Origin of the sequence: Streptomyces sp. SS1-1 (assembly GCF_008973465.1) — a bacterium.
In the GTDB taxonomy this organism is placed as follows: domain Bacteria; phylum Actinomycetota; class Actinomycetes; order Streptomycetales; family Streptomycetaceae; genus Streptomyces.
This window is the reverse complement of record NZ_WBXN01000004.1, coordinates 6,642,415-6,661,719: the sequence shown is the minus strand read 5'-3', so window position 1 is coordinate 6,661,719 and position 19,305 is coordinate 6,642,415. Positions and strand designations below refer to the sequence as shown.

19 protein-coding genes and 1 pseudogene are annotated in these 19,305 nt (G+C 74.4%); 10 read left to right on the top strand and 10 right to left on the bottom strand.

The window, feature by feature from the left end; translation table 11 throughout:
- Positions 1–65 precede the first annotated feature (65 nt).
- Positions 66–629: pseudogene (locus F8R89_RS31845) on the top strand (hemerythrin domain-containing protein).
- A gap of 28 nt (positions 630–657) precedes the next feature.
- On the opposite strand, the gene F8R89_RS31840 reads toward F8R89_RS31845, so the two are convergent.
- The 3 genes from F8R89_RS31840 to F8R89_RS31830 form a co-directional block, all read right to left on the bottom strand.
- The gene (locus F8R89_RS31840) at positions 658–1,182 is read right to left on the bottom strand and encodes a hypothetical protein (protein ID WP_151787213.1); all 525 of its coding nucleotides are present in this window, start codon (positions 1,180–1,182) and stop codon (positions 658–660) included.
- A 173-nt stretch (positions 1,183–1,355) separates the two neighbouring features.
- Complete coding sequence (katG, locus tag F8R89_RS31835) at positions 1,356–3,572, bottom strand: catalase/peroxidase HPI (protein ID WP_151787212.1); 2,217 nt, start codon at positions 3,570–3,572, stop codon at positions 1,356–1,358.
- Positions 3,573–3,596: 24 nt separating this feature from the next.
- Positions 3,597–4,046 (bottom strand): Fur family transcriptional regulator, encoded by a 450-nt coding sequence (locus tag F8R89_RS31830; protein WP_151787211.1) that lies wholly within the window; start codon positions 4,044–4,046, stop codon positions 3,597–3,599.
- 211 nt (positions 4,047–4,257) lie between these two features.
- Between F8R89_RS31830 and F8R89_RS31825 the strand changes: the two genes are divergently transcribed.
- Positions 4,258–5,631, top strand: coding sequence for an alpha-lytic protease prodomain-containing protein (locus tag F8R89_RS31825; RefSeq protein ID WP_151787210.1), 1,374 nt, complete (start codon positions 4,258–4,260; stop codon positions 5,629–5,631).
- A 63-nt stretch (positions 5,632–5,694) separates the two neighbouring features.
- Here F8R89_RS31825 and F8R89_RS31820 read toward each other — a convergent pair whose 3' ends face one another.
- The 5 genes from F8R89_RS31820 to F8R89_RS31800 are packed head-to-tail and all read right to left on the bottom strand — an operon-like array spanning position 5,695 to position 9,571.
- Complete coding sequence (locus F8R89_RS31820; RefSeq protein ID WP_151787209.1) at positions 5,695–6,771, bottom strand: serine hydrolase domain-containing protein; 1,077 nt, start codon at positions 6,769–6,771, stop codon at positions 5,695–5,697.
- A complete protein-coding gene (locus tag F8R89_RS31815) occupies positions 6,768–7,688 on the bottom strand; it encodes a DUF6895 family protein (RefSeq protein WP_151787208.1) in 921 nt (306 codons plus the stop codon). Before F8R89_RS31815 ends, F8R89_RS31820 begins: the two co-directional genes overlap by 4 nt.
- Positions 7,685–8,650 carry a DUF6895 family protein gene (locus F8R89_RS31810; RefSeq protein ID WP_151787207.1) on the bottom strand — a complete coding sequence of 322 codons (966 nt, stop codon included), beginning with the start codon at positions 8,648–8,650 and terminating at the stop codon, positions 7,685–7,687. The genes F8R89_RS31815 and F8R89_RS31810 overlap by 4 nt, the downstream gene beginning before the upstream one ends.
- Entirely contained in the window at positions 8,647–9,354 is a 708-nt protein-coding gene (locus tag F8R89_RS31805; protein ID WP_151787206.1) for a hypothetical protein, read from the bottom strand. Before F8R89_RS31805 ends, F8R89_RS31810 begins: the two co-directional genes overlap by 4 nt.
- A gap of 31 nt (positions 9,355–9,385) precedes the next feature.
- Positions 9,386–9,571, bottom strand: coding sequence for a hypothetical protein (locus F8R89_RS31800; protein ID WP_151787205.1), 186 nt, complete (start codon positions 9,569–9,571; stop codon positions 9,386–9,388).
- 437 nt (positions 9,572–10,008) lie between these two features.
- Here F8R89_RS31800 and F8R89_RS31795 point away from each other — a divergent pair, with 437 nt between their 5' ends.
- Both F8R89_RS31795 and F8R89_RS31790 read left to right on the top strand, forming a co-directional pair.
- Positions 10,009–11,433 carry an amidase gene (locus F8R89_RS31795; protein WP_151787204.1) on the top strand — a complete coding sequence of 475 codons (1,425 nt, stop codon included), beginning with the start codon at positions 10,009–10,011 and terminating at the stop codon, positions 11,431–11,433.
- Positions 11,434–11,475: 42 nt separating this feature from the next.
- On the top strand, positions 11,476–11,922 hold the full coding sequence (locus F8R89_RS31790) for a type II toxin-antitoxin system PemK/MazF family toxin (protein WP_151787203.1): 447 nt from the start codon (positions 11,476–11,478) through the stop codon (positions 11,920–11,922).
- On the opposite strand, the gene F8R89_RS31785 is transcribed toward F8R89_RS31790, so the two are convergent.
- Positions 11,907–12,731: a TIGR02452 family protein gene (locus F8R89_RS31785; RefSeq protein WP_192806288.1), complete on the bottom strand. Its 825-nt coding sequence runs from the start codon at positions 12,729–12,731 to the stop codon at positions 11,907–11,909. The two genes, F8R89_RS31790 and F8R89_RS31785, sit on opposite strands and share 16 nt — an antisense overlap.
- A gap of 312 nt (positions 12,732–13,043) precedes the next feature.
- Between F8R89_RS31785 and egtA the strand changes: the two genes are divergently transcribed.
- The 5 genes from egtA to F8R89_RS31760 all read left to right on the top strand — a co-directional run bounded on the left by egtA (position 13,044) and on the right by F8R89_RS31760 (position 17,723).
- Positions 13,044–14,375, top strand: a complete 1,332-nt coding sequence (gene egtA / locus F8R89_RS31780; RefSeq protein ID WP_151787201.1) for an ergothioneine biosynthesis glutamate--cysteine ligase EgtA — start codon at positions 13,044–13,046, stop codon at positions 14,373–14,375.
- Positions 14,372–15,691 (top strand): ergothioneine biosynthesis protein EgtB, encoded by a 1,320-nt coding sequence (gene egtB / locus F8R89_RS31775; protein ID WP_151787200.1) that lies wholly within the window; start codon positions 14,372–14,374, stop codon positions 15,689–15,691. The genes egtA and egtB overlap by 4 nt, the downstream gene beginning before the upstream one ends.
- Positions 15,691–16,482: an ergothioneine biosynthesis protein EgtC gene (egtC, locus tag F8R89_RS31770; protein WP_151787199.1), complete on the top strand. Its 792-nt coding sequence runs from the start codon at positions 15,691–15,693 to the stop codon at positions 16,480–16,482. The genes egtB and egtC overlap by 1 nt, the downstream gene beginning before the upstream one ends.
- Positions 16,479–17,441: an L-histidine N(alpha)-methyltransferase gene (gene egtD / locus F8R89_RS31765; protein ID WP_151787198.1), complete on the top strand. Its 963-nt coding sequence runs from the start codon at positions 16,479–16,481 to the stop codon at positions 17,439–17,441. Before egtC ends, egtD begins: the two co-directional genes overlap by 4 nt.
- Before the next feature lie 66 nt (positions 17,442–17,507).
- Positions 17,508–17,723, top strand: a complete 216-nt coding sequence (locus F8R89_RS31760; RefSeq protein WP_151787197.1) for a dodecin — start codon at positions 17,508–17,510, stop codon at positions 17,721–17,723.
- Between the two features lie 12 nt (positions 17,724–17,735).
- Here F8R89_RS31760 and F8R89_RS31755 read toward each other — a convergent pair whose 3' ends face one another.
- Positions 17,736–18,224, bottom strand: coding sequence for a hypothetical protein (locus F8R89_RS31755; RefSeq protein ID WP_151787196.1), 489 nt, complete (start codon positions 18,222–18,224; stop codon positions 17,736–17,738).
- A 78-nt stretch (positions 18,225–18,302) separates the two neighbouring features.
- On the opposite strand from F8R89_RS31755, the gene F8R89_RS31750 reads away from it, so the two are divergent.
- Entirely contained in the window at positions 18,303–19,301 is a 999-nt protein-coding gene (locus F8R89_RS31750; RefSeq protein WP_151787195.1) for an LLM class flavin-dependent oxidoreductase, read from the top strand.
- Positions 19,302–19,305 lie beyond the last annotated feature (4 nt).

Genomic DNA, 19,305 nt, shown 5'->3' with positions numbered 1-19,305 from the left:
GGCGGGCACTCGAGGTCCGCGGCGGCCCCGCCCGGGGCCGCCCGCGCGGACCGGAGGTGGAGAACATGGGGCACGGCGGAAACGTCATCGACGAGTTGATGACCGATCACCGCGAGGTCGAGGAGCTCTTCGGGAGGATCGAGGCTCTTCCGCCCGGTGACAAGAACCGCAAGCTGTAGGCCGACCAGGTCACCATCGAGCTGATCCGGCACTCGGTGGCCGAGGAGCAGTACCTCTACCCGGCGGTCCGCGAGCATGTGGAGGGCGGCGACGCGATCGCCGACCGGGAGATCGAGGACCACGCCGAGGCCGAGCAGATCATGAAGGACCTCGAGGGCTGCGACGTCGAGGACACGGCGTTCAACCGGCTGGTCAACCGGCTGACGACGGAGGTGCGGGCGCACATCGCGGACGAGGAGCAGAACCTCTTCCCGAAGCTGCGCGCGGCCTGCTCCCCGGAGGCCCTGGACGAGCTGGGCGACAAGGTGCGGATGGCGAAGAAGACGGCGCCGACCCGGCCGCACCCGGCGGCCCCGGACAAGCCGCCGGCCAACAAGCTGCTGGCGCCGGGCGCGGGTCTGGTCGACCGGATGCGCGACGCGCTGACGGGGCGCGGCAGGAAGGCGTGAGCGGGGAGGCCGTCGTGGGGGCGTCCGCTCAGGCGGCGAGGGCCCGGCCCGGGTCCAGGCGGTCCCGCAGGGCGGGCCCGTGCAGGGCGGCCACCGGTGCCACGAGGTCGGGGTGGCGCAGCAGCGCCGCCGCCTCGCGGTCGTACGGGTCGGGCGAGACCAGGCGGCGGAACTCGGCGGGCACGGCGGTGGCGTGCGCGACCTCGGCGGTGGCGGCCACGGCCCGCCGGGCCAGGTCGGGGTCGGTGAGCAGGCAGGCCGCCCAGCTGGCCACGGCCTCGTCGACCCAGGTGCGCCAGGCGCTGTCCGCGTCGTCGGGCACGGCCGTGTCGGCGCCGGTGATCCAGTCGAGGCCCGCCGAGCCGCCGGGGCCGGCCATCGACACGAGGGCGACGTCGGTCGGGGTGGGATAGCGCAGCCAGGCGGCGACGGTCACGGCCTGCCGGGCCTGCGCCTCGCCCAGGGCGTCGGCGAGGGCGCCGCCGCACGCGGGGTAGGAGCGGATCAGCCACTGGGTGGTCGCCGCTATGAGCGGGGAGAGATCTGCGAGCACTGCGGACCGTCCGGGACTGGCGGGGTACGGGGGTCGCCGACACCGTAGCCCCGCTCCCCCGCCCCGGGACGTGGCCGCCGCCACGTTCGGCGCGTGGCCTGCCCCACACGCGCGCAGACGGAACGAGACGTCCGGGCGGCCGCTGGGGCCGCCCGGACGTCTCGCGGGAGTGATCAGACCAGGTCGTACCGGTCGAGGTTCATGACCTTGACCCAGGCGTCGACGAAGTCCTTCACGAACTTCTCCTTGGCGTCGTCGCTCGCGTAGACCTCGGCGAGCGCGCGCAGCTCGGAGTTGGAGCCGAAGACCAGGTCGGCACGGCTGCCGGCCCACTTCAGCTCACCGGTGGCGGCGTCCCGGCCCTCGAACGTGGTCTGGTCCGAGGACGTCGACTTCCACTCGATGCCCATGTCGAGCAGGTTGACGAAGAAGTCGTTGGTCAGGGCGCCGGGGGTGTCGGTGAGGACGCCCAGCTGCGACTGCTGGTGGTTGGCGCCCAGCACGCGCAGGCCGCCGACCAGGACGGTCATCTCGGGGGCGCTCAGCGTGAGCAGGTTGGCGCGGTCCAGCAGCAGGTACTCGGCGGGCAGGCGGTTGCCCTTGCCGAGGTAGTTGCGGAACCCGTCGGCCGACGGCTCCAGCGCGGCGAACGACTCGACGTCGGTGTGCTCCTCCGTCGCGTCGACGCGGCCCGCCGTGAACGGCACCTGGACGTCGAACCCGCCGTCCTTGGCGGCCTTCTCCACGGCCGCGGAGCCGCCGAGCACGATCAGGTCGGCGAGGGAGACCTTCTTGGCGCCGGTGTTGAACTCGCTCTGGATGCCCTCCAGGACCCGCAGGACCTGCGCGAGCTGGTCGGGGTCGTTGACCTCCCAGCCGCGCTGCGGCTCGAGGCGGATACGGGCGCCGTTGGCACCGCCGCGCTTGTCGCTGCCGCGGAACGTCGAGGCCGACGCCCAGGCGGTGCTGACGAGCTGCGAGACGGTCAGGCCGGACTCGAGGATCTTGGCCTTGAGGACCTCGATGTCGCCGGCGTCGATGGGCTCGCCCTCGGCCTGCGGCAGCGGGTCCTGCCACAGCAGGGTCTCCGCGGGGACCTCCGGGCCGAGGTACAGGGACTTCGGGCCGAGGTCACGGTGGGTCAGCTTGTACCAGGCGCGGGCGAAGGCGTCCGCGAACTCCTGCGGGTTCTCGTGGAAGCGCTTCGAGATCGGGCCGTAGATCGGGTCGAAGCGCAGCGCCAGGTCGGTGGTGAGCATCGTGGGCAGACGCTTCTTCGACGGGTCGTGGGCGTCGGGGATGATCGCCTCGGCGTCCTTGGCCACCCACTGCTTGGCGCCGGCCGGGGACTCGGTGAGCTCCCACTCGTAGCCGAAGAGGATGTCGAAGAAGTCGTTGGTCCACTGGGTCGGCTTGGTGGTCCAGGTGACCTCCAGGCCGGACGTGATCGCGTCGCCGCCCTTGCCGGTGCCGTACGTGGACTTCCAGCCGAGGCCCTGCTGCTCCATGGCGGCGGCCTCGGGGTCGTTGCCGACGGCGTCGGCCGGGCCGGCGCCGTGGGTCTTGCCGAAGGTGTGGCCACCGGCGATGAGGGCGACGGTCTCCTCGTCGTTCATCGCCATGCGGCGGAACGTCTCACGGATGTCGCGGGCCGCGGCGATCGGGTCCGGGTTGCCGTTGGGGCCCTCGGGGTTGACGTAGATGAGGCCCATCTGGACGGCGCCGAGCGGGTTCTCCAGCTCCCGGTCGCCGCTGTAGCGCTTGTCGTCGAGCCAGGTGGTCTCGGGGCCCCAGTAGACGTCCTCGTCGGCCTCCCAGACGTCGGCGCGGCCGCCGCCGAAGCCGAAGGTCTCGAAGCCCATGGTCTCCAGGGCGACGTTGCCGGTGAGGATCATGAGGTCGGCCCAGGAGATGGACTGGCCGTACTTCTTCTTGACGGGCCACAGCAGACGGCGGGCCTTGTCCAGGTTGCCGTTGTCCGGCCAGCTGTTCAGCGGGGCGAAGCGCTGCTGGCCGCGGCCGGCGCCGCCGCGGCCGTCGCTGATGCGGTAGGTGCCGGCGCTGTGCCAGGCCATACGGACCATCAGCGGGCCGTAGTTGCCGAAGTCGGCGGGCCACCAGTCCTGCGAGTTCGTCAGCACCTCGGCGATGTCACGCTTCACGGCGTCGAGGTCGAGGGCCTCGAACGCCTGGCGGTAGTCGAAGTCCGCGCCGAGCGGGTTGGCGACGACCGGGTCCTTGGCGAGGATCTTCAGGTTGAGCCGTTCTGGCCACCACTGGCGGTTTCCGCCGCCCTGGGTCGGGTGGGGGGCGCGATCGTGCGCGACGGGGCAGCCGCCTGTGCCCTCCGCCTTCGCGTCGGTGACGATCGCATCGGAGTTCTCAGCCATGGGAAACCTTCCGGACTAGGTGAATCACAGTGCGCGGGGCGCACCGGTGGTGGTGGAGCAGTCGGGGCACAGGCCCCAGTAGATGACCTCGGCCTCGTCGATGGCGAAGCCGTGGTCGTCGGAGGCGGTCAGACAGGGCGCCTCGCCGACCCCGCAGTCGACGTCGGCGACGACACCGCACGAGCGGCAGACGACGTGGTGGTGGTTGTCGCCGACGCGGCCCTCGAACCGGGCGGGGCTGCCGGCCGGTTCGATACGACGTATGAGTCCCGCCGCCGTGAGGGCGTGAAGCCCTTCGTACACGGCCTGGAGGGAGACATGACCGACGCGCTCGCGCACCCCCGAGGCGATGGCCTCGACGCCGAGGTGGTCACCGGCGCGGACGGCTTGCAGCAGGGCGACGCGCGCGGCGGTCACCCGCAGGCCGGCGCCACGGAGCTCCTCGGCGGGGGTGGGAGTCGCGGCTGCGGTCATGGCGCCAACCTATCGCGCTAAACACGAACGACTCAAGAAAACGAACGATGAAAGTCTGGGGTGCCGCAGGGGGGCTGGTCACTGGTGCACATGACACCCGACAGGCCCCTCCATAGCGCTAAAAACCATCTTTTCTGACATTTACTGATCACTTCTCGTCAAGGCCTCCCTTGGTCGCAGACCCAAGCGAACTCGATGGAGGTACTCACGCATGCTCGGCAGACCCACGGACGGCCGCCGCGCCGCCCTGACCGCTCTCGGCGTCCTCGCCGTCACAGCGATGACCACGGCCGCGGCGGCCGCACCGCCTCCCGCGCCGCTGCCCGCGTCCACCGCCGCCCAGACGGTCGGCGCCGACCGGCCCCCGGCCCAGGTGCTGCGGGCCCTGGAGCGGGATCTGAAGCTGACGTCCGCCCAGGCGGCCGAGCGCCTGGTCAACGAGGCCGAGGCGGGGGTGCGCGCGGGCCGGCTGCGTCTCTCCCTCGGGCAGCGCTTCGCCGGCGCCTGGCTGACGGGGTCGACCGCCGCCGAGCTGACCGTGGCGACGACGCACTCCTCGGACGTGTCGGCCATCGAGGCGCAGGGCGCCAAGGCGGCCGTCGTGCGGCGGCCGCTCGCCGACCTCCAGACCGTCAAGGAGAAGCTGGACAAGGCCGCCGCGAGCGCCGCGACGAAGGACGCCCCGGTCTGGTACGTGGACGTGCCGTCGAACCGCGTCGTCGTGCAGGCGGCCCGGCGCACGGCCGCCACCTCGTTCATCAAGGCGGCCGGCGCCCAGGACGCGGGCGTCGCCGTCGTCGTGTCGGCCGAGCGGCCCCGCCCGCTGGCGGACATCGTGGGCGGCGAGGCGTACTACATCGAAAGCTCCGCCCGCTGCTCCATCGGGTTCTCCGTCACCAAGGGCGAGCAGCAGGGCTTCGTCTCCGCCGGGCACTGCGGCAAGCCGGGCAACAAGACCACCGGCGCCGACCAGTCCGCGCAGGGCGAGTTCCAGGCCTCCACGTTCCCCGGCAAGGACATGTCCTGGGTGGCCGCGAACAGCGACTGGACCGCCACCGCCGACGTCAAGGGCGAGGGCGGGCAGCGGACCCAGGTGACCGGCTCCGTGCAGGCGCTCGTCGGGGCGTCGATCTGCCGTTCCGGCTCCACCACCGGCTGGCACTGCGGGACCATCCAGCAGCACGACACGAGCGTCCGCTACTCCGAGGGCACCGTCGACGGGGTCACCCGGACCACGGTGTGCGCCGAGCCCGGCGACTCCGGGGGCTCCTACCTGTCCGGGTCGCAGGCCCAGGGTGTGACCTCGGGCGGCTCGGGCAACTGCACGAGCGGCGGCACCACCTACTACCAGCCGGTCAACCCCATCCTGGGCGACTTCGGCCTGGTCCTGAAGACGGCGACCGCGCAGAAGGGCACGCAGGCCACGCAGGACGAGCCGGCGAACGAGCAGTGGGCGGCGGGCCGCGTCTACGAGGCCGGCAGCACGGTGACCGTCGCCGGGGTGCGTTACCAGTGCCTCCAGAGCCACCAGGCGCAGACCCGGTGGGCACCGGACGGCACCCCCGCCCTCTGGCAGCGGGTGTAGCGGGACGCACCGCGGCCGGTGCGGGGCCGGGCCCCGCACCGGCCGCGGTGCGTCGATCTTCCGTCAGTCCTCGGCGAGCAGCGCGTACGCCGTGGGCACGAACGGGTCGCGGGCGCGGTAGCGGCGGGTGCACACCGCGACCAGCGCCGTCCCGGTGTCCGGCCGGAAGCCGAGGAAGGCCTGCTGGCCGAGGGTGGCCCCGCTGTGGAAGTACATCGGCCCGCCGTCGGTGGGGTGCCGGAACCACGCCACGGTGTGCTCGTGGACGTGTCCCCGGCCGCGCCGCAGCACCGGGGTGCGCACCGCGCGCAGCGCGCCGGCCGCCGGGGAGCCGGCCGGGTCGAGGTGCGCCTCCAGGAAGGTGAGCAGGTCGTGCGGGGTGGCCCGGACGGCACCGGCCGCGTCGAAACCGCCGGCGTCGAAGGGGAGCGTGGGGGTGCGGCCGTCCTTGGCGTGCCCGGTGGCGTCGGTCTTCGGGTCCTCCGGGCGCAGGGAGGTGGCGTGCAGGCCGAGCGGGCGCAGCACGTGGGCGGCGAGCAGTTCGTCCCAGGGCGTGCCGGTGACGGTGGCCAGGGCGTGCCCGAGCACGGCGACGCCGAAGTTGGAGTAGTGCCAGCGGGTGCCGGGCCGGTGCCGGGGGCGGTGGCTCAGGAAGGCGTCGACGACCCGTTCGGCGGGGTAGCGGCCGTAGGGGTTGGTGCGCCAGGCGGGCAGCGCCGTGCGGTGGAAGCCGGGCGGCAGGGCGGGCAGTCCCCCGGTGTGCGTGACGAGGTGGGCGAGGGTCACGGGGTCGGCGCCGACGGGCGCACCCGGCCGCAGACAGGCCGCGGCGGGTTCACCCCCGGTCAGCAGGCCGCTGTCGACGAGCCGCGCCAACAGCAGTCCGGTGAACGCCTTGGAGGCCGAGCCGATCTCGTAGCGCAGGTCCTGCCGGGGCACCGCCGGGGACACAGCGGTGCCCCCGCAGTGCACGGTGCGGCGGCCGTCGCGGGACAGCGCGAGGACGACGTCGGGGGCGTCCACGGCGTCGACGGCCCGCACCAGCCGCTCGGTCAGGCCGTCGTGCTCCCCGCGGGGGACGGCGGCCCGGCGAGCGGTGTCCTCGGCCGCGCCCGGCCACGGCGCCAGGGGGGCGCTCATGCGGTGGCGTGGGTGAGGGCGGTCAGGGCCCGTGAGGTGGCCAGCACCGAGGCGAACGCGGCCACCAGCGTCGGGTGGTACACGAGGTCGAACACCTCGTCCGGGTCGCCCTCGGGCATGGACCGCACGTCCGGCATGGCGCCGTCGGCCTGCTGCGCGGCGGCGAAACCGGCCCAGGCCCGCTCGTCCAGGGTGGGGCGGGGCAGGCAGGCGTCGACGACGAGGAGTTCGCCGAGCAGGTCCCAGCGCTCCAGGTCCAGCCAGTCGTCGATCCAGACCGGCAGCCACGTCGTGAGGTAGTCGGCGAGGTGCGGCGGCAGCCCCTCGGGGCGTGCCCCCCACTCGGTCAGGTGGAAGACGGTGTGGGTGACGTCGTAGGCGATGCGGCCGCTGACGGTCCACGGTTCGGGGGTGTGGCCCAGCCAGGTGGCGGCCGCGAGGTCCGTCTCGGGCGTGCGCGGGGCGAGGCCGAAGCGCCGCTGGAACGCGGCCAGTCCGAGTCGCCGGTTCGGGTCCACCTCGAGCGCCGACCAGCTCTCCAGCCGGTGGTAGAGGCGCACCGCGCGCTCCACCTCGGGCTCGGTGTACCCGAGTTCCTTGTACGGCAGGTACACCTCGAAGGGGATCGGCGACAGGGGTTCGACGCGCTGGCCGCGGGCCAGCATGCGCCCGCCGTCCAGGGTCTCGCGCCAGGTGTGGTCGAGGAGCCGCCGGGCCAGGTCGGCCTGCCGGGACCCGGCCACGCCCTCCCGGAACAGGACCCGGCAGATCAGGGCGAGTTCGCCGACGGGTTTGAAGCGGTCGAGGAAGCCGATCCGGGGGTCGGCGTCGGGGTCGAGGCGGAATCCGTCGCGGTGGGCCCACAGCCACTCCAGGGCGCGGACGCCGACGGTGTGCATGAGACGGGTGTCGGTCATCCGGGCACTCCTTGTCCCCTGTACCGGTGGTGTGCGCCGGCGCCGGCGGCGGCCTCGGCGGTCGGACGGGTGAGGCACCGCGCGGCGGCGAAGGCGGCCATGAGCGTGGAGTGGTAGCAGTGCGGGAAGTCCGGCTCCCGCCCGTCGCCGTACTCCTGCTGCGGGAGGGCGCCCGAGGCGCACTGCGCGTCGGCGATCCGGGGCCACGCGTCCCGCAGGACGCCGGGGTCGGGCGGGTCCGGCAGGCTCGCCGCCACGACGAGCAGTTCACAGCTCAGGTCCCACATCCCGGCGTCGAGGCAGGTGTCGAGCCAGGCGGGCAGCCAGTGGGCGAGGTAGGCGGACAGGTCCGCGGGGACGCCGTCGGGGGCGCGGCCCCAGTCGGTGAGGTGGAAGACGACGTGGGTGAGCGCGTACCCGGCGGACCGTTCGAACGTCCAGGGTTCCGGGAGGCCGCCCAGCCAGGTGTCCCGCAGGATCCGCTCGGCGTCCTCGGCCCGGTGGATGCCGGCGCGCCGCTCGGCCTTGAGCACGCCGAGCCGGCGGGTCGGGTCCTGTTCCGTCAGCCGCCAGCCGCGGGTGCGGGCGGTGGTGGCGGCGGCCGTCTCGTAGCCGGGGTGCCGCAGCCCGGCGGAGGCGAACACGGAGTAGATCTCCAGCGGGTACGTCGCGAACGGCTCCAGTCGCTGGAGGCGCAGGAACAGCTCCCCCTGGCCGGTCTGCCGCCAGGCGAACCGCAGCAGGCCGGCGGCGGCCTCGTGCAGCGGGTCACCGGCCGGGACGGCCGCGAGGACGCTCGTACAGGTCTGGGCCAGTTCCCCGAGGGGCTTCCAGGTGGCGTCGACCTGTCCGTCGGCGGCGAGCGCGCCCTCGCCGAGGGCGAACTCGTCCCGGTGGGCGGTCAGCCAGGCGAGCGCGGCGGCGCCCACCTCCTGGATCCGCGCGACGTCCGTCGCCGTCATACGAGTGCTCCGGCCGCCCGCATGACCCGCGCGGCCTGCACCTGGAGCGCGACCCGGGGGTCGGTGCCGCCCATCAGCTCCACGAAGTCCAGGCCCGCTTCGAGTCCGAGGGTGTCCGGCACGCCGTCGACGACGGTGAGCCAGCGTCCCGCTCCGGCGGCCTGCTGCCAGTCCCGGCGGCGTACCGCCCGGACGAAGCCGCGGGCGAGGTCCACGGGGCGGCCGCGCGCCACGCGGGCCACCGGGCTGTCCTCCCCGGGCACGGCCAAAGCGGCCAGGACGGCGAGTTGATGGGTCAGCGCCTGCCAGCCGGCCGTCTCCAGCCAGGCGGTCCCGGGTTCCCCGGCGTCGGTGCCGGACGGCGGGGGCAGGGGGGAGCCGAGGCGCGCGAGGGTGCGGCGCATCGCCCAGTGGCTCCAGTGGACGGTCGGGCCGGCGTCGGGGCGGGGCGGGTACGCCTCGGCGGTGCGGCGGAAGGCGGCGAGCGCCTCGGGGTCGGGTGGCGTAGGGAAGAGGACGTGCGGGAGCAGCAGATCCGCTCCCAGTACCCGCACGGCCGCGAGGGTGAGACTGCCCTCGGCGTCGTCCAGTGCGGAGGTGCCGGACATGCGCACATGGTCCCCGCCCCGGAGGGCGGAGACCACGTCGGACGCAAGGTCCTGCACCGCGCCCTGCAAGAGGGCCGAAGTGCCTGACTGCTCCATTCAGCGTGCTCCTGTCGGGTTCGCCGGTCCTCTAGCCCTTCTTCGGGCGCGGGGTCGGCGGGGACAGCAGCAGCGCGGTTTCTCCGGAGAGCAGCGCCAGGGCGGCGCACTCCCGGCTGTCACGAAACACTCCGTCGGGCTCTGCGGGGTCGAGGGCCGCGTCGAGGTCCGTACGGACGCCGGTCGTGTCCTTGGTCGCCTTGTCCATGGAAGGCATATCACCATCTCCTCTGGGGTCAGCCATAGCCTCCACAACCCAGATGACCACATCGCCTCAGAAGGCGCATCTTTTCTCACAAGTGCACATACGTCACATGTTCAACATTGAGGATCAAGGTGGCACGGGGAGGGCTGCCGCACGCCGAAGTCAGCGGTGGCTGACGGGCGTTGGGCGCGCCGGTGGGTGAAGTGACGCCCTCCGCCGCGCCGGCCAGATCGACGGCTGCGGCTTCCGCACGGACCCGCACGGCGGGGACGCCGCGCACGCCGGGGGGGACCGCCCAGCGCCTCCACCTGGTCGCGGCCCGGCGGGAGGCGACCGCCTTCACCGAGGCCGGGCGCGCCGCCCTCGAGCCACACCGGGGCGAAAACGTTTCGCCCCGGCCCGCCGGAGGTTACCGTTCGGTAGACATCGTCGTCCCGGAGGTGCCCCGTATGACGCCCGACCGTGCCGCAGGTCTCGTGGAGTCCGCCCGCGCGCTGGCCGACGGGGAGGTGACCTCGCGGACGCTCGTCGCCGAGGCGCTGGCGCGCATCGAGGCCACGCAGGGGTCGCTGAACGCGTTCCGGGTGGTCAGGGCCGAGGCCGCCCTCGCGGAGGCGCGGGCGGCGGACGAGCGGCTGGCCTCCGGTGAGCGGCTGCCGCTGCTCGGCGTGCCGGTCGCGGTCAAGGACGACATGGACGTGGCCGGCGAGCCCACCGCGTTCGGCTGCCGCGGCGAGTTCCCGCCGGCCGCCGAGGACGGAGAGGCGGTACGGCGGCTGCGCGCGGCCGGGGCGGTGATCGTCGGCAAGACCAACACCTGCGAGCTGGGGCAGTGGCCGTTCACTGAGGGGCCCGCCTTCGGCGCCACGCGCAACCCCTGGAACCCGGACCACACGCCGGGCGGCTCCTCCGGCGGGTCCGCGGCGGCGGTGGCGGCCGGTCTGGTGCCGGCGGCCCTGGGCTCGGACGGCGCGGGCTCGGTCCGCATCCCGGCCTCCTGGACGCATCTGATCGGTATCAAGCCGCAGCGGGGGCGCATCTCCACCTGGCCGCGCGGCGAGTCCTTCAAGGGCATCACCGTCAACGGCACCCTCGCCCGCACGGTCGCCGACGCGGCGCTGCTGCTGGACGCGGCCGCCGGCAACCATCCGCGCGACCCGCACCGCCCGCCGGCCGTCCACGCCTCGGGCGCCGTCGGCCGCGACCCGGGCCGGCTGCGGATCGCGCTCTCCCTCAAGCCGCCGTTCACCGCGGTGCCCGCCCGGCTGCAGCCCGAGGTGCGGGCCAAGGTCATCGAACTCGCCGCGCGGCTCGCCGCGTTGGGCCACGACGTGGAGGAGGCCGACCCGCCGTACGGGCGGATCGGGCTGACGTTCGTGCCGCGTGCCACGGCCGGGATCGCCGAGTGGGCGGCCGACGTGCCCTCCCCCGCGCTCCTGGACCCGCGCACCCGCGGGGCCGTCCGGCTGGGCCGGCTGCTCGGCGGGCCCCCGCTGCGGGCGGCCCGGCGCGCGGAGGCGGTCCTGCACCGCCGGATCGGCCGGTTCTACGAGACCTACGACGTCGTCCTCGCGCCGACGACCGCAGCTCCCCCGCCCCGGATCGGCGCGCTGGCCGGGCTCGGCGGCTTCGCCACCGACCGGGCGATGATCGCCGCCTGCCCGTACGCGTGGCCGTGGAACGTGCTGGGCTGGCCCGGGGTCAACGTCCCGGCCGGCTTCGTGGGCTCCCTGCCCGTCGGCGGCCAGCTGCTCGGCCCGGCCCACAGCGAGCCGCTGCTCATCTCCCTCGCCGCGCAACTGGAGTCGGAGCTGCGCTGGCACGAACTGTGGCCCCCGCAGCAGGGCGAGACGGCACCGGTCGCGGCCGGCTGACCCTCTGGACCGGGCGGTGGGGACAGCCCTTAGGGTGCCTGCGTGAACACGCACACCGAAGAGAACGTCCCGGGCCGGTACGGCCGTTCCGCCACCACCGAGGCCGACCCGCGCGCCGTCGGCAGGGTCCGCACCGAGTACGCGCCCGAGCACGACGGCGACCCGGACCCCGGGGAGATCGTCTGGACCTGGGTGCCCTTCGAGGAGAACGACGGCCGGGGCAAGGACCGCCCGGTGCTCGTGGTGGCGCGGGAGGCCGCCGGGACCTTCCTCGCGGTGCAGCTGTCCAGCAAGGCGCACGACGGCGACCGTGAGTGGGTGGCCATCGGCAGCGGCCCCTGGGACCGCACCGGCCGGGACTCCTGGGTGGGCGTCGACCGGGTGCTGCGTCTGCACGAGGACGGGATGCGCCGGGAGGCGTGCGCCCTGGACCGGGGCCGCTTCGACCTGGTCCGGCGCCGGCTGCACGAGCGCTACGGCTGGACCTGACCCACGGGGAACGCGGCGGCGAACGCGGCGCGGGTCGCGCCGTCCCGGGTGCGGTCGAGAACGCCGAAGACCACGCGCTCGAACGCGGAGCCGAACCGTCCGCCCGGTTCGAGCAGGCCCCGGAACGCCTCCGCGACCCGCGCCGGGTCGTTCTGGAAGACGCCGCAGCCCCAGGCGCCGAGCACCAGCCGCCGGTAGCCGTGCGCGGCGGCGACCTCCAGCACCCGCTCGGCGCGGACGGCGAGCGCGCGGGGCAGCTCGCCGGCGCGCTCCGGGACCGTGCGCCGGACGACGCCCGCGTTGGGCGCGGCGGCGGTCAGGAAGCCCGCCGTGTACGGCTCGGCGAGCAGCCGGCCCCGGTCGTCACGGAAGACGGGCACGCCCGGCGCGTGGATGACACGGTCCGTGTAGAACGGGTCGCGATGGGCGCGGTGGTGGTCGTAGAACGCGGGTGCCGCCCGCAGGCACGTGTACAGGGCCGAGGCGCGGCACAGGGCCTCCTCCTGGGCCTGCGCGCCGTTCAGGAAGCCGCCGCCGGGATTGCGGGCGGAGGCGAAGTTCAGCACGGCGGTGCCGGCGCCGAGGCGGCGGGCCGCCTCCAGGCTGCTCTCCCCGGTGACCTCGAACGACGTCGTCACCGGGGCGGCGTCCGGGACGGGGACGGGGTCGGGGCCGAACATCCGCGTGCTCTCGCGGGCCGCGCGGACGACGGCGGCGAGGGACACCTCGCGGCCGTCCGGCGCGCGGTAGGAGCCCGCGGCGACGATCTCCTCGGTCTCCTTGGCGATGCCGCGCAGGCGCGCGCTCATGGCGCCACCCCCGTGCGCGCCATGAACCCGCGACCGCGCGGGCCGCTCGCGTTCTCCCCCGTCGTGCTCACCCGAGCATCCTGGGCGATCCTGGTGCCGCGCCGCAACAGGAATTCCGGCGGCCCGCGGGCCCCGCGAAACGGCCGGAAAGCCCCAGGACAGCCCGGCGAAAGGGAGATTACCGACCTCGAACATGCCGAGTACGCACTCTTGTGCGAGTCGTCGCGAACGTCTTGGGTGGTACGGGTGTGCCGCTCCGGCCCGCGAGATCCGTGGGCCGGTGGCATCGTGGACTCTCAGGAGGATCCCGATATGTCCGACTCGGTCAGTGACTGTACGGAGCGCTCCCGCTCCGTCGTCACCGAAGCCGAAGTGGAGGCCCTGGTCCGGGGCATCTGCTTCAAGACAGGTCCGCCCCGCACGCTCGGGGTGGAAGTGGAATGGATAGTGCAGGAGCTGCGGGACCCGCGGCTCCCCGTGCCACCCGAACGACTCGAAGCGGCCTTCGCCGCCGTACGCTCCCTGCCTCTCAGGTCGGCTCTCACCGTGGAGCCCGGCGGGCAGCTGGAGCTGAGCTCGCCCCCCGCCGGCTCGCTCACCGAGTGCGTCGGCATCGTCTCCGCCGACCTCGCCGCCGTCCGCGCGGTGCTGGCCGGCCAGGGACTCGCCCTCGCGGGCCTCGGCACCGACCCCTGGCACCCCCCGCGCCGCTTCCTGCGCGAGCCGCGCTACGACGCCATGGAGACCGTGCTGGACCGCCGGGGCCCGGCCGGACGCGCCATGATGTGCACCTCCGCGTCCGTGCAGGTCTGCCTGGACGCCGGGTACGAGGAACCCGGCCCGCTGGGCCACGGCCGGCGCTGGTGGCTCGCCCACCAGCTGGGCGCGGTCCTCGTCGCCGCCTTCGCCAACTCCCCGCTGGCCGGACGGGAACCCACCGGCTGGGTCTCCACCCGGCAGCGGTTCTGGATGGACATCGGCCCGGGCCGCGCGGGCGCGCCCCCGCTGAACGGCGACCCGCGCGCCGGCTGGGCGCGGCACGTGCTGGACGCGCCCGTGATGTGCGTCCGCCGCGAGGACGGTCCGTGGGAGGTGCCCGAAGGGCTGTCCTTCCGCGAGTGGACCCGGTCGGGCGCGCCGCGGCCGCCCACCCGGGCGGACCTCGACTACCACCTGACGACGCTGTTCCCGCCGGTCAGGCCGCGTGGCCATCTGGAGCTGCGGATGATCGACGCGCAGCCCGGCGACGACGGCTGGATCGTGCCGCTCGCCGTGACCACCGCGCTCTTCGACGACCCACAGGCGGCCGAGACCGCCTACCGGGCCGTGAAGCCGCTCGCCGAGCGGGCCCTGTCCCGGCCCGCCCCGCACAACCCGCTGTGGGCCGAGGCGGCCCGCTCGGGCCTGGCCGACCCCGAGCTCCACGAGGTGGCGGTCCTCTGCTTCACGGCGGCCCAGGAGGCCCTGCCCCGCCTCGGCGCGGACACCGCGGTCACGGACGCGGTGGCGGCCTACCACGACCGCTATGTCGCCCGGGGCCGCTGCCCCGCCGACGACCTGCTCGACGGGCACCGCGGCACGGACCGCCCGCACCCCCGGACCCGCCCGCACGCGGGGACCCCGCACGGGAAGGACACCCCATGACCGACCCCGCCCTCGACGCCGAGACGCTCCGCGAGCGGGCCCTCACCACCCTGACCACGGCCCGTGCCCGCACGACCCTGCTGACCAGCTGCGTCGACGAACCGGACCTGACCGCCCAGCACTCCCCGCTGATGTCCCCGCTGGTCTGGGACCTCGCCCACATCGGCAACCAGGAGGAGCAGTGGCTGCTCCGCGCGGTCGCCGGACGGGACGCGATGCGCCCCGAGATCGACGGCCTGTACGACGCCTTCGAGCACCCCCGCTCCGAGCGCCCCTCGCTGCCGCTGCTGCCTCCGGCCGAGGCCCGGGCGTACGCGTCCGAGGTGCGCGGCCGGGTCCTGGACCTGCTGGAGGGCACCGCGTTCCACGGGACGCGGCTGACCGAGGCCGGCTTCGCGTTCGGCATGATCGCCCAGCATGAACAGCAGCACGACGAGACGATGCTGATCACGCATCAGCTCCGCAGGGGCCCCCAGGCCCTGACCGCCCCCGACCCGGACCCGGCGCCCCCGTTCACCGGGCCGTCCGAAGTCCTGGTGCCCGGCGGCCCGTTCACCATGGGCACGTCCACCGAGCCGTGGGCGCTGGACAACGAACGCCCCGCGCACCGGCGCGAGGTGGCGTCCTTCCACATCGACACCACGCCCGTGACGAACGGCGCCTACCAGGCGTTCATCGACGACGGCGGCTACGACGACGAGCGCTGGTGGACGAAGGAGGGCTGGGCGCACATCCGGCAGCACGGCATCCACGCCCCGCTGTTCTGGCACCGGGACGGCCGGCAGTGGCTGCGGCGGCGCTTCGGCGTCACCGAGGCCGTACCGCCCGACGAGCCGGTGCTGCACGTGTGCTGGTACGAGGCCGACGCCTACGCCCGCTGGGCCGGACGGCGGCTGCCCACCGAGGCGGAGTGGGAGAAGGCCGCCCGCCACGACCCGGTGTCCGGCCGCTCGACGCGCTACCCGTGGGGCGACGCCGACCCGGCCCCCCGGCACGCCAACCTGGGCCAGCGCCATCTGCGGCCGGCCCCGGCGGGCAGCTACCCGGAGGGCGAGTCGCCGCTCGGCGTACGGCAGTTGATCGGTGACGTGTGGGAGTGGACGGCGAGCGACTTCCTGCCGTACCCCGGCTTCCAGGCGTTCCCGTACAAGGAGTACTCGGAGGTGTTCTTCGGGCCGGAGTACAAGGTGCTGCGCGGCGGGTCCTTCGCGGTGGACGCGGTGGCCTGCCGGGGCACGTTCCGCAACTGGGACTATCCGATCCGGCGGCAGATCTTCTCCGGGTTCCGCACCGCGCGTTCCGCCGAGGGCGCCTGATGTGCCGTCACCTCGCCTACGTGGGCCCCGCGGAGCCGCTCGGCCGGCTCCTCGTGGAGCCCCCGCACGGCCTGTACCGGCAGGCGTGGGCGCCCCGGCACCAGCGGTACGGGACCGTCAACGCCGACGGGTTCGGCGTCGGCTGGTACGCCGACGAGGACCCGGTGGCGGCCCGGTACCGGCGCGCCGGGCCGATGTGGGCCGACCCGTCGTTCGCGGACCTCGCCCGGGTGGTGCGCAGCACCGCGCTGCTCGCCGCCGTACGGGACGCGACCGTGCCGGGCGCCGACCAGGAGGCCGCGGCGGCCCCGTTCGCCGCCGGGGCGTGGCTGTTCAGCCACAACGGCGCCGTGCAGGGCTGGCCCGGCTCGCTCGCGCCGCTCACGCCGACCCTGCCCGCCGTGGACCTGCTGTCCATGGAGGCCCGCAACGACTCCGCGTTCGTGTGGGCCCTGGTGCTCGCACGGCTGCGCGCCGGCGACGAACCGGGGCAGGCGCTGGCCGACACGGTCCTGGAGGTCGCCGAGGCGGCCCCCGGCTCCCGGCTCAACCTGCTCCTCACCGACGGCGCCACGATCACCGCGACCACCTGGGGCGACACCCTCTGGTATCTGCGCCGCGCCGGCGGCGGCACCGTCGTGGCCTCCGAGCCCTACGACGACGACCCGCACTGGCAGGAGGTCCACGACCGCACCCTGCTCGCCGCGAGCCGTGCCGACGTCCTGCTCACCCCGCTCAAGGAACCGAGCGGCGCCCTGGCCTACGCACCACGCAAGGAGCCCAGCACGTGAGTCCGTTCCGTGTCACCCGCACCCTCCCCGAGGACGCCACCTCGGCCGCCCTGCGCGCCGACGTCCTCGCGGGCCTGACCAGCACCCCGAAGACGCTTCCGCCGAAGTGGTTCTACGACGCCCAGGGCAGCGAACTCTTCGAGAAGATCACCGAGTTGCCCGAGTACTACCCGACGCGCGCGGAGCGGGAGATCCTCACCGGCCGGGCCGGAGAGATCGCCGCCGCCACCGGCGCCCGCACCCTCGTCGAGCTGGGCTCCGGCTCCTCCGAGAAGACCCGCTATCTGATCGACGCCCTGACCGGGCTGCACACGTACGTCCCCGTCGACGTCAGCGAGAGCGCCCTCACCCAGGCCGGGCGGGCGCTCGTCGAGGAGCGGCCGGGTCTGGAGGTGCACGCCCTGATCGCCGACTTCACCGCCGGCCTGGACCTGCCGGACACGCCGGGTCCCCGGCTGGTGGCGTTCCTCGGCGGCACCATCGGCAATCTGCTGCCGCCGGAGCGCGCGGAGTTCCTCGCCTCCGTGCGGACGCTGCTGTCCCCCGGTGACGCGCTGCTGCTCGGCACGGACCTGGTGAAGGACGAACGGGTCCTGGTCGCCGCCTACGACGACGCGGCCGGGGTGACGGCCGCCTTCAACAAGAACGTCCTCGCCGTGATCGACCGGGAACTGGGCGCCGACTTCGACCCGGGCGCCTTCGACCATGTGGCGGTGTGGGACCCCCGCCAGGAGTGGATCGAGATGCGGCTGCGCTCCCGTACCGCGCAGACCGTGAAGGTGCCCGCGCTGGACCTGGCCGTGGACTTCGCGGCGGGCGAGGAGATGCGCACCGAGGTGTCGGCGAAGTTCCGCCGGGACGGGGTGCGCGCGGAACTGTCGGCGGCCGGCCTGGAGCTGACGCACTGGTGGACGGACGCCGAGGGCCGCTTCGCGCTCTCGCTGAGCACGGCCCGCTGACGGACGGCTCGCGCGATGCCCCGCGGTGGGGCACGGTGGAGTGACGCGTGTGAGAGGAGCACCCACATGTCGAACCACACCTACCGGGTCACGGACATCGTCGGCACCTCGCCCGACGGCGTGGACCAGGCCATCCGCAACGGCATCGCGCGGGCCTCGCAGACCCTGCGGAACCTGGACTGGTTCGAGGTGACCGATGTACGCGGCCAGCTCGACGGCGGTGACATCGCGCACTGGCAGGTGACCATGAAGGTCGGGTTCCGGCTGGAGGAGTCCGAGTAGGACTCCCCCGCCTCAGGTCCGTCCCTCGCGCTCCTGCGCCTCCTTCAGGCTGGCGGACGGGGCGGTCCAGCGGGCGCGGACGACCGGGAAGCCGGCCCGTTCGGCGTCCTCGCACACCAGCTCGTCGTCGTCGACCACGACCCGGATCTCCCGGGTGCGGGCGAGGCGGCGCAGCGTCTCCAACTTGGTGCGCCGGGCGGGCCTGCGGTCGTCGTTCCGGCGCATGTGCAGGTCCCCGTCGGGCAGGCCGTGCTCGGCGAGCCAGGCGAGCGTGTCGCGCCGGCAGCGGGCGGGCCGGCCGGTCAGGTAGACGATCTCGCACTCCCGCGCGCTCTCGCGGGCCAGCGCGATCCCCTCGTCCAGCGGCGGGTCCTGCGGGGCGGCGGCGAAGAAGCCGTCCCAGTCGCGCGGCCTGCGCTCCAGGAAGTGCTGGCGGTGCCCGGTGTCGGCGAGGGTGTTGTCCAGGTCGAACACGGCGAGCGGGCGTCGGCTGTCGGTCACGTCCGCCAGGGTACGACCGGTCGCGCCGCCGGACCCGCCGGGCAGGAATCTCCCGCGCCGCCCGGCGTTGAACCCTGTATGAGCTCCGTGATCGCCTCGACCCGTTTCTCCGTCCTCGACCGCTCCCGCACCCGCGCGGGGCACACGGCCCCGGAGGCGCTGCGGGACACCGTGCGGCTGGCACGGGTGGCCGAGGAGCTCGGCTACCACCGCTTCTGGGTGTCGGAGCACCACGGGGTGCCCGGGGTCGCCGGGTCGGCGCCGACCGTGCTGGCGGCCGCCGTGGCCGGCGCGACGCGCACGATCCGGGTCGGCACGGGCGGGGTGATGCTGCCCAACCACCGGCCGCTGGTGGTCGCCGAGCAGTTCGGCGTGCTGGAGTCCCTGTTCCCGGGCCGGATCGACATGGGGCTGGGCCGTTCGGTCGGGTTCACCGGCGGGGTGCGCCGGGCGCTCGGCCGGGACAAGGAGGACGCGGAGGACTTCGCGGGCCAGCTGGAGGAGCTGCTGGGCTGGTTCCGGGGCACCTCGCCGACGGGGGTGCACGCCCGGCCCCCGGAGGGCCTGACGGTGCCGCCGTTCGTGCTGGCCATGGGCGAGGGCGCGGACATCGCGGCCCGCGCCGGGCTGCCGATGGTGATCGGGGACCTGCGGGACCGGGAGCGGATGCGGCGCGGCGTCGACCGGTACCGGGAGCGGTTCCGTCCGTCGGAGTGGGCGGCCGAGCCGTACGTGGTGATCTCGGGCACCGTCGCGGTGGCCGCCACGCCCGAGGAGGCCCGCCGGCTGCTCGTGCCGGAGGCGTGGTCGATGGCGTACTCCCGGACGCACGGCACCTTCCCGCCGCTGCCGCCCGCCGGGCGCGTGGAGGCGCTGTCCCTGTCGGGCCGGGAGCGCGAGTTCTACGAGCGGGGGCTGAGCGGGCAGGTGGCGGGCACCGAGGAGCAGGTCGCGCACGCGCTGGAGACGCTGCTGAAGGAGACGGCCGCCCAGGAGGTGCTGGTGACGACCAGCACGTACGACCGGGAGGCGCTGGTGGACTCCTACCGGCGCCTGGCCCGGATCGTCCACTCCTGACGCG

Bases quoted from the DNA above. Each gene is read 5' to 3' on its own strand.
- F8R89_RS31815 (WP_151787208.1), bottom strand. From the start codon at position 7,688: ATGACCGACACCCGTCTCATGCACACCGTCGGCGTCCGCGCCCTGGAG.
- katG (WP_151787212.1), bottom strand. From the start codon at position 3,572: ATGGCTGAGAACTCCGATGCGATCGTCACCGACGCGAAGGCGGAGGGC.
- F8R89_RS31825 (WP_151787210.1), top strand. From the start codon at position 4,258: ATGCTCGGCAGACCCACGGACGGCCGCCGCGCCGCCCTGACCGCTCTC.
- F8R89_RS31800 (WP_151787205.1), bottom strand. From the start codon at position 9,571: ATGCCTTCCATGGACAAGGCGACCAAGGACACGACCGGCGTCCGTACG.
- egtC (WP_151787199.1), top strand. From the start codon at position 15,691: ATGTGCCGTCACCTCGCCTACGTGGGCCCCGCGGAGCCGCTCGGCCGG.
- F8R89_RS31760 (WP_151787197.1), top strand. From the start codon at position 17,508: ATGTCGAACCACACCTACCGGGTCACGGACATCGTCGGCACCTCGCCC.
- F8R89_RS31795 (WP_151787204.1), top strand. From the start codon at position 10,009: ATGACGCCCGACCGTGCCGCAGGTCTCGTGGAGTCCGCCCGCGCGCTG.
- egtB (WP_151787200.1), top strand. From the start codon at position 14,372: ATGACCGACCCCGCCCTCGACGCCGAGACGCTCCGCGAGCGGGCCCTC.
- F8R89_RS31810 (WP_151787207.1), bottom strand. From the start codon at position 8,650: ATGACGGCGACGGACGTCGCGCGGATCCAGGAGGTGGGCGCCGCCGCG.
- F8R89_RS31820 (WP_151787209.1), bottom strand. From the start codon at position 6,771: ATGAGCGCCCCCCTGGCGCCGTGGCCGGGCGCGGCCGAGGACACCGCT.
- F8R89_RS31750 (WP_151787195.1), top strand. From the start codon at position 18,303: ATGAGCTCCGTGATCGCCTCGACCCGTTTCTCCGTCCTCGACCGCTCC.
- F8R89_RS31805 (WP_151787206.1), bottom strand. From the start codon at position 9,354: ATGGAGCAGTCAGGCACTTCGGCCCTCTTGCAGGGCGCGGTGCAGGAC.
- F8R89_RS31785 (WP_192806288.1), bottom strand. From the start codon at position 12,731: ATGAGCGCGCGCCTGCGCGGCATCGCCAAGGAGACCGAGGAGATCGTC.
- F8R89_RS31830 (WP_151787211.1), bottom strand. From the start codon at position 4,046: ATGACCGCAGCCGCGACTCCCACCCCCGCCGAGGAGCTCCGTGGCGCC.
- egtA (WP_151787201.1), top strand. From the start codon at position 13,044: ATGTCCGACTCGGTCAGTGACTGTACGGAGCGCTCCCGCTCCGTCGTC.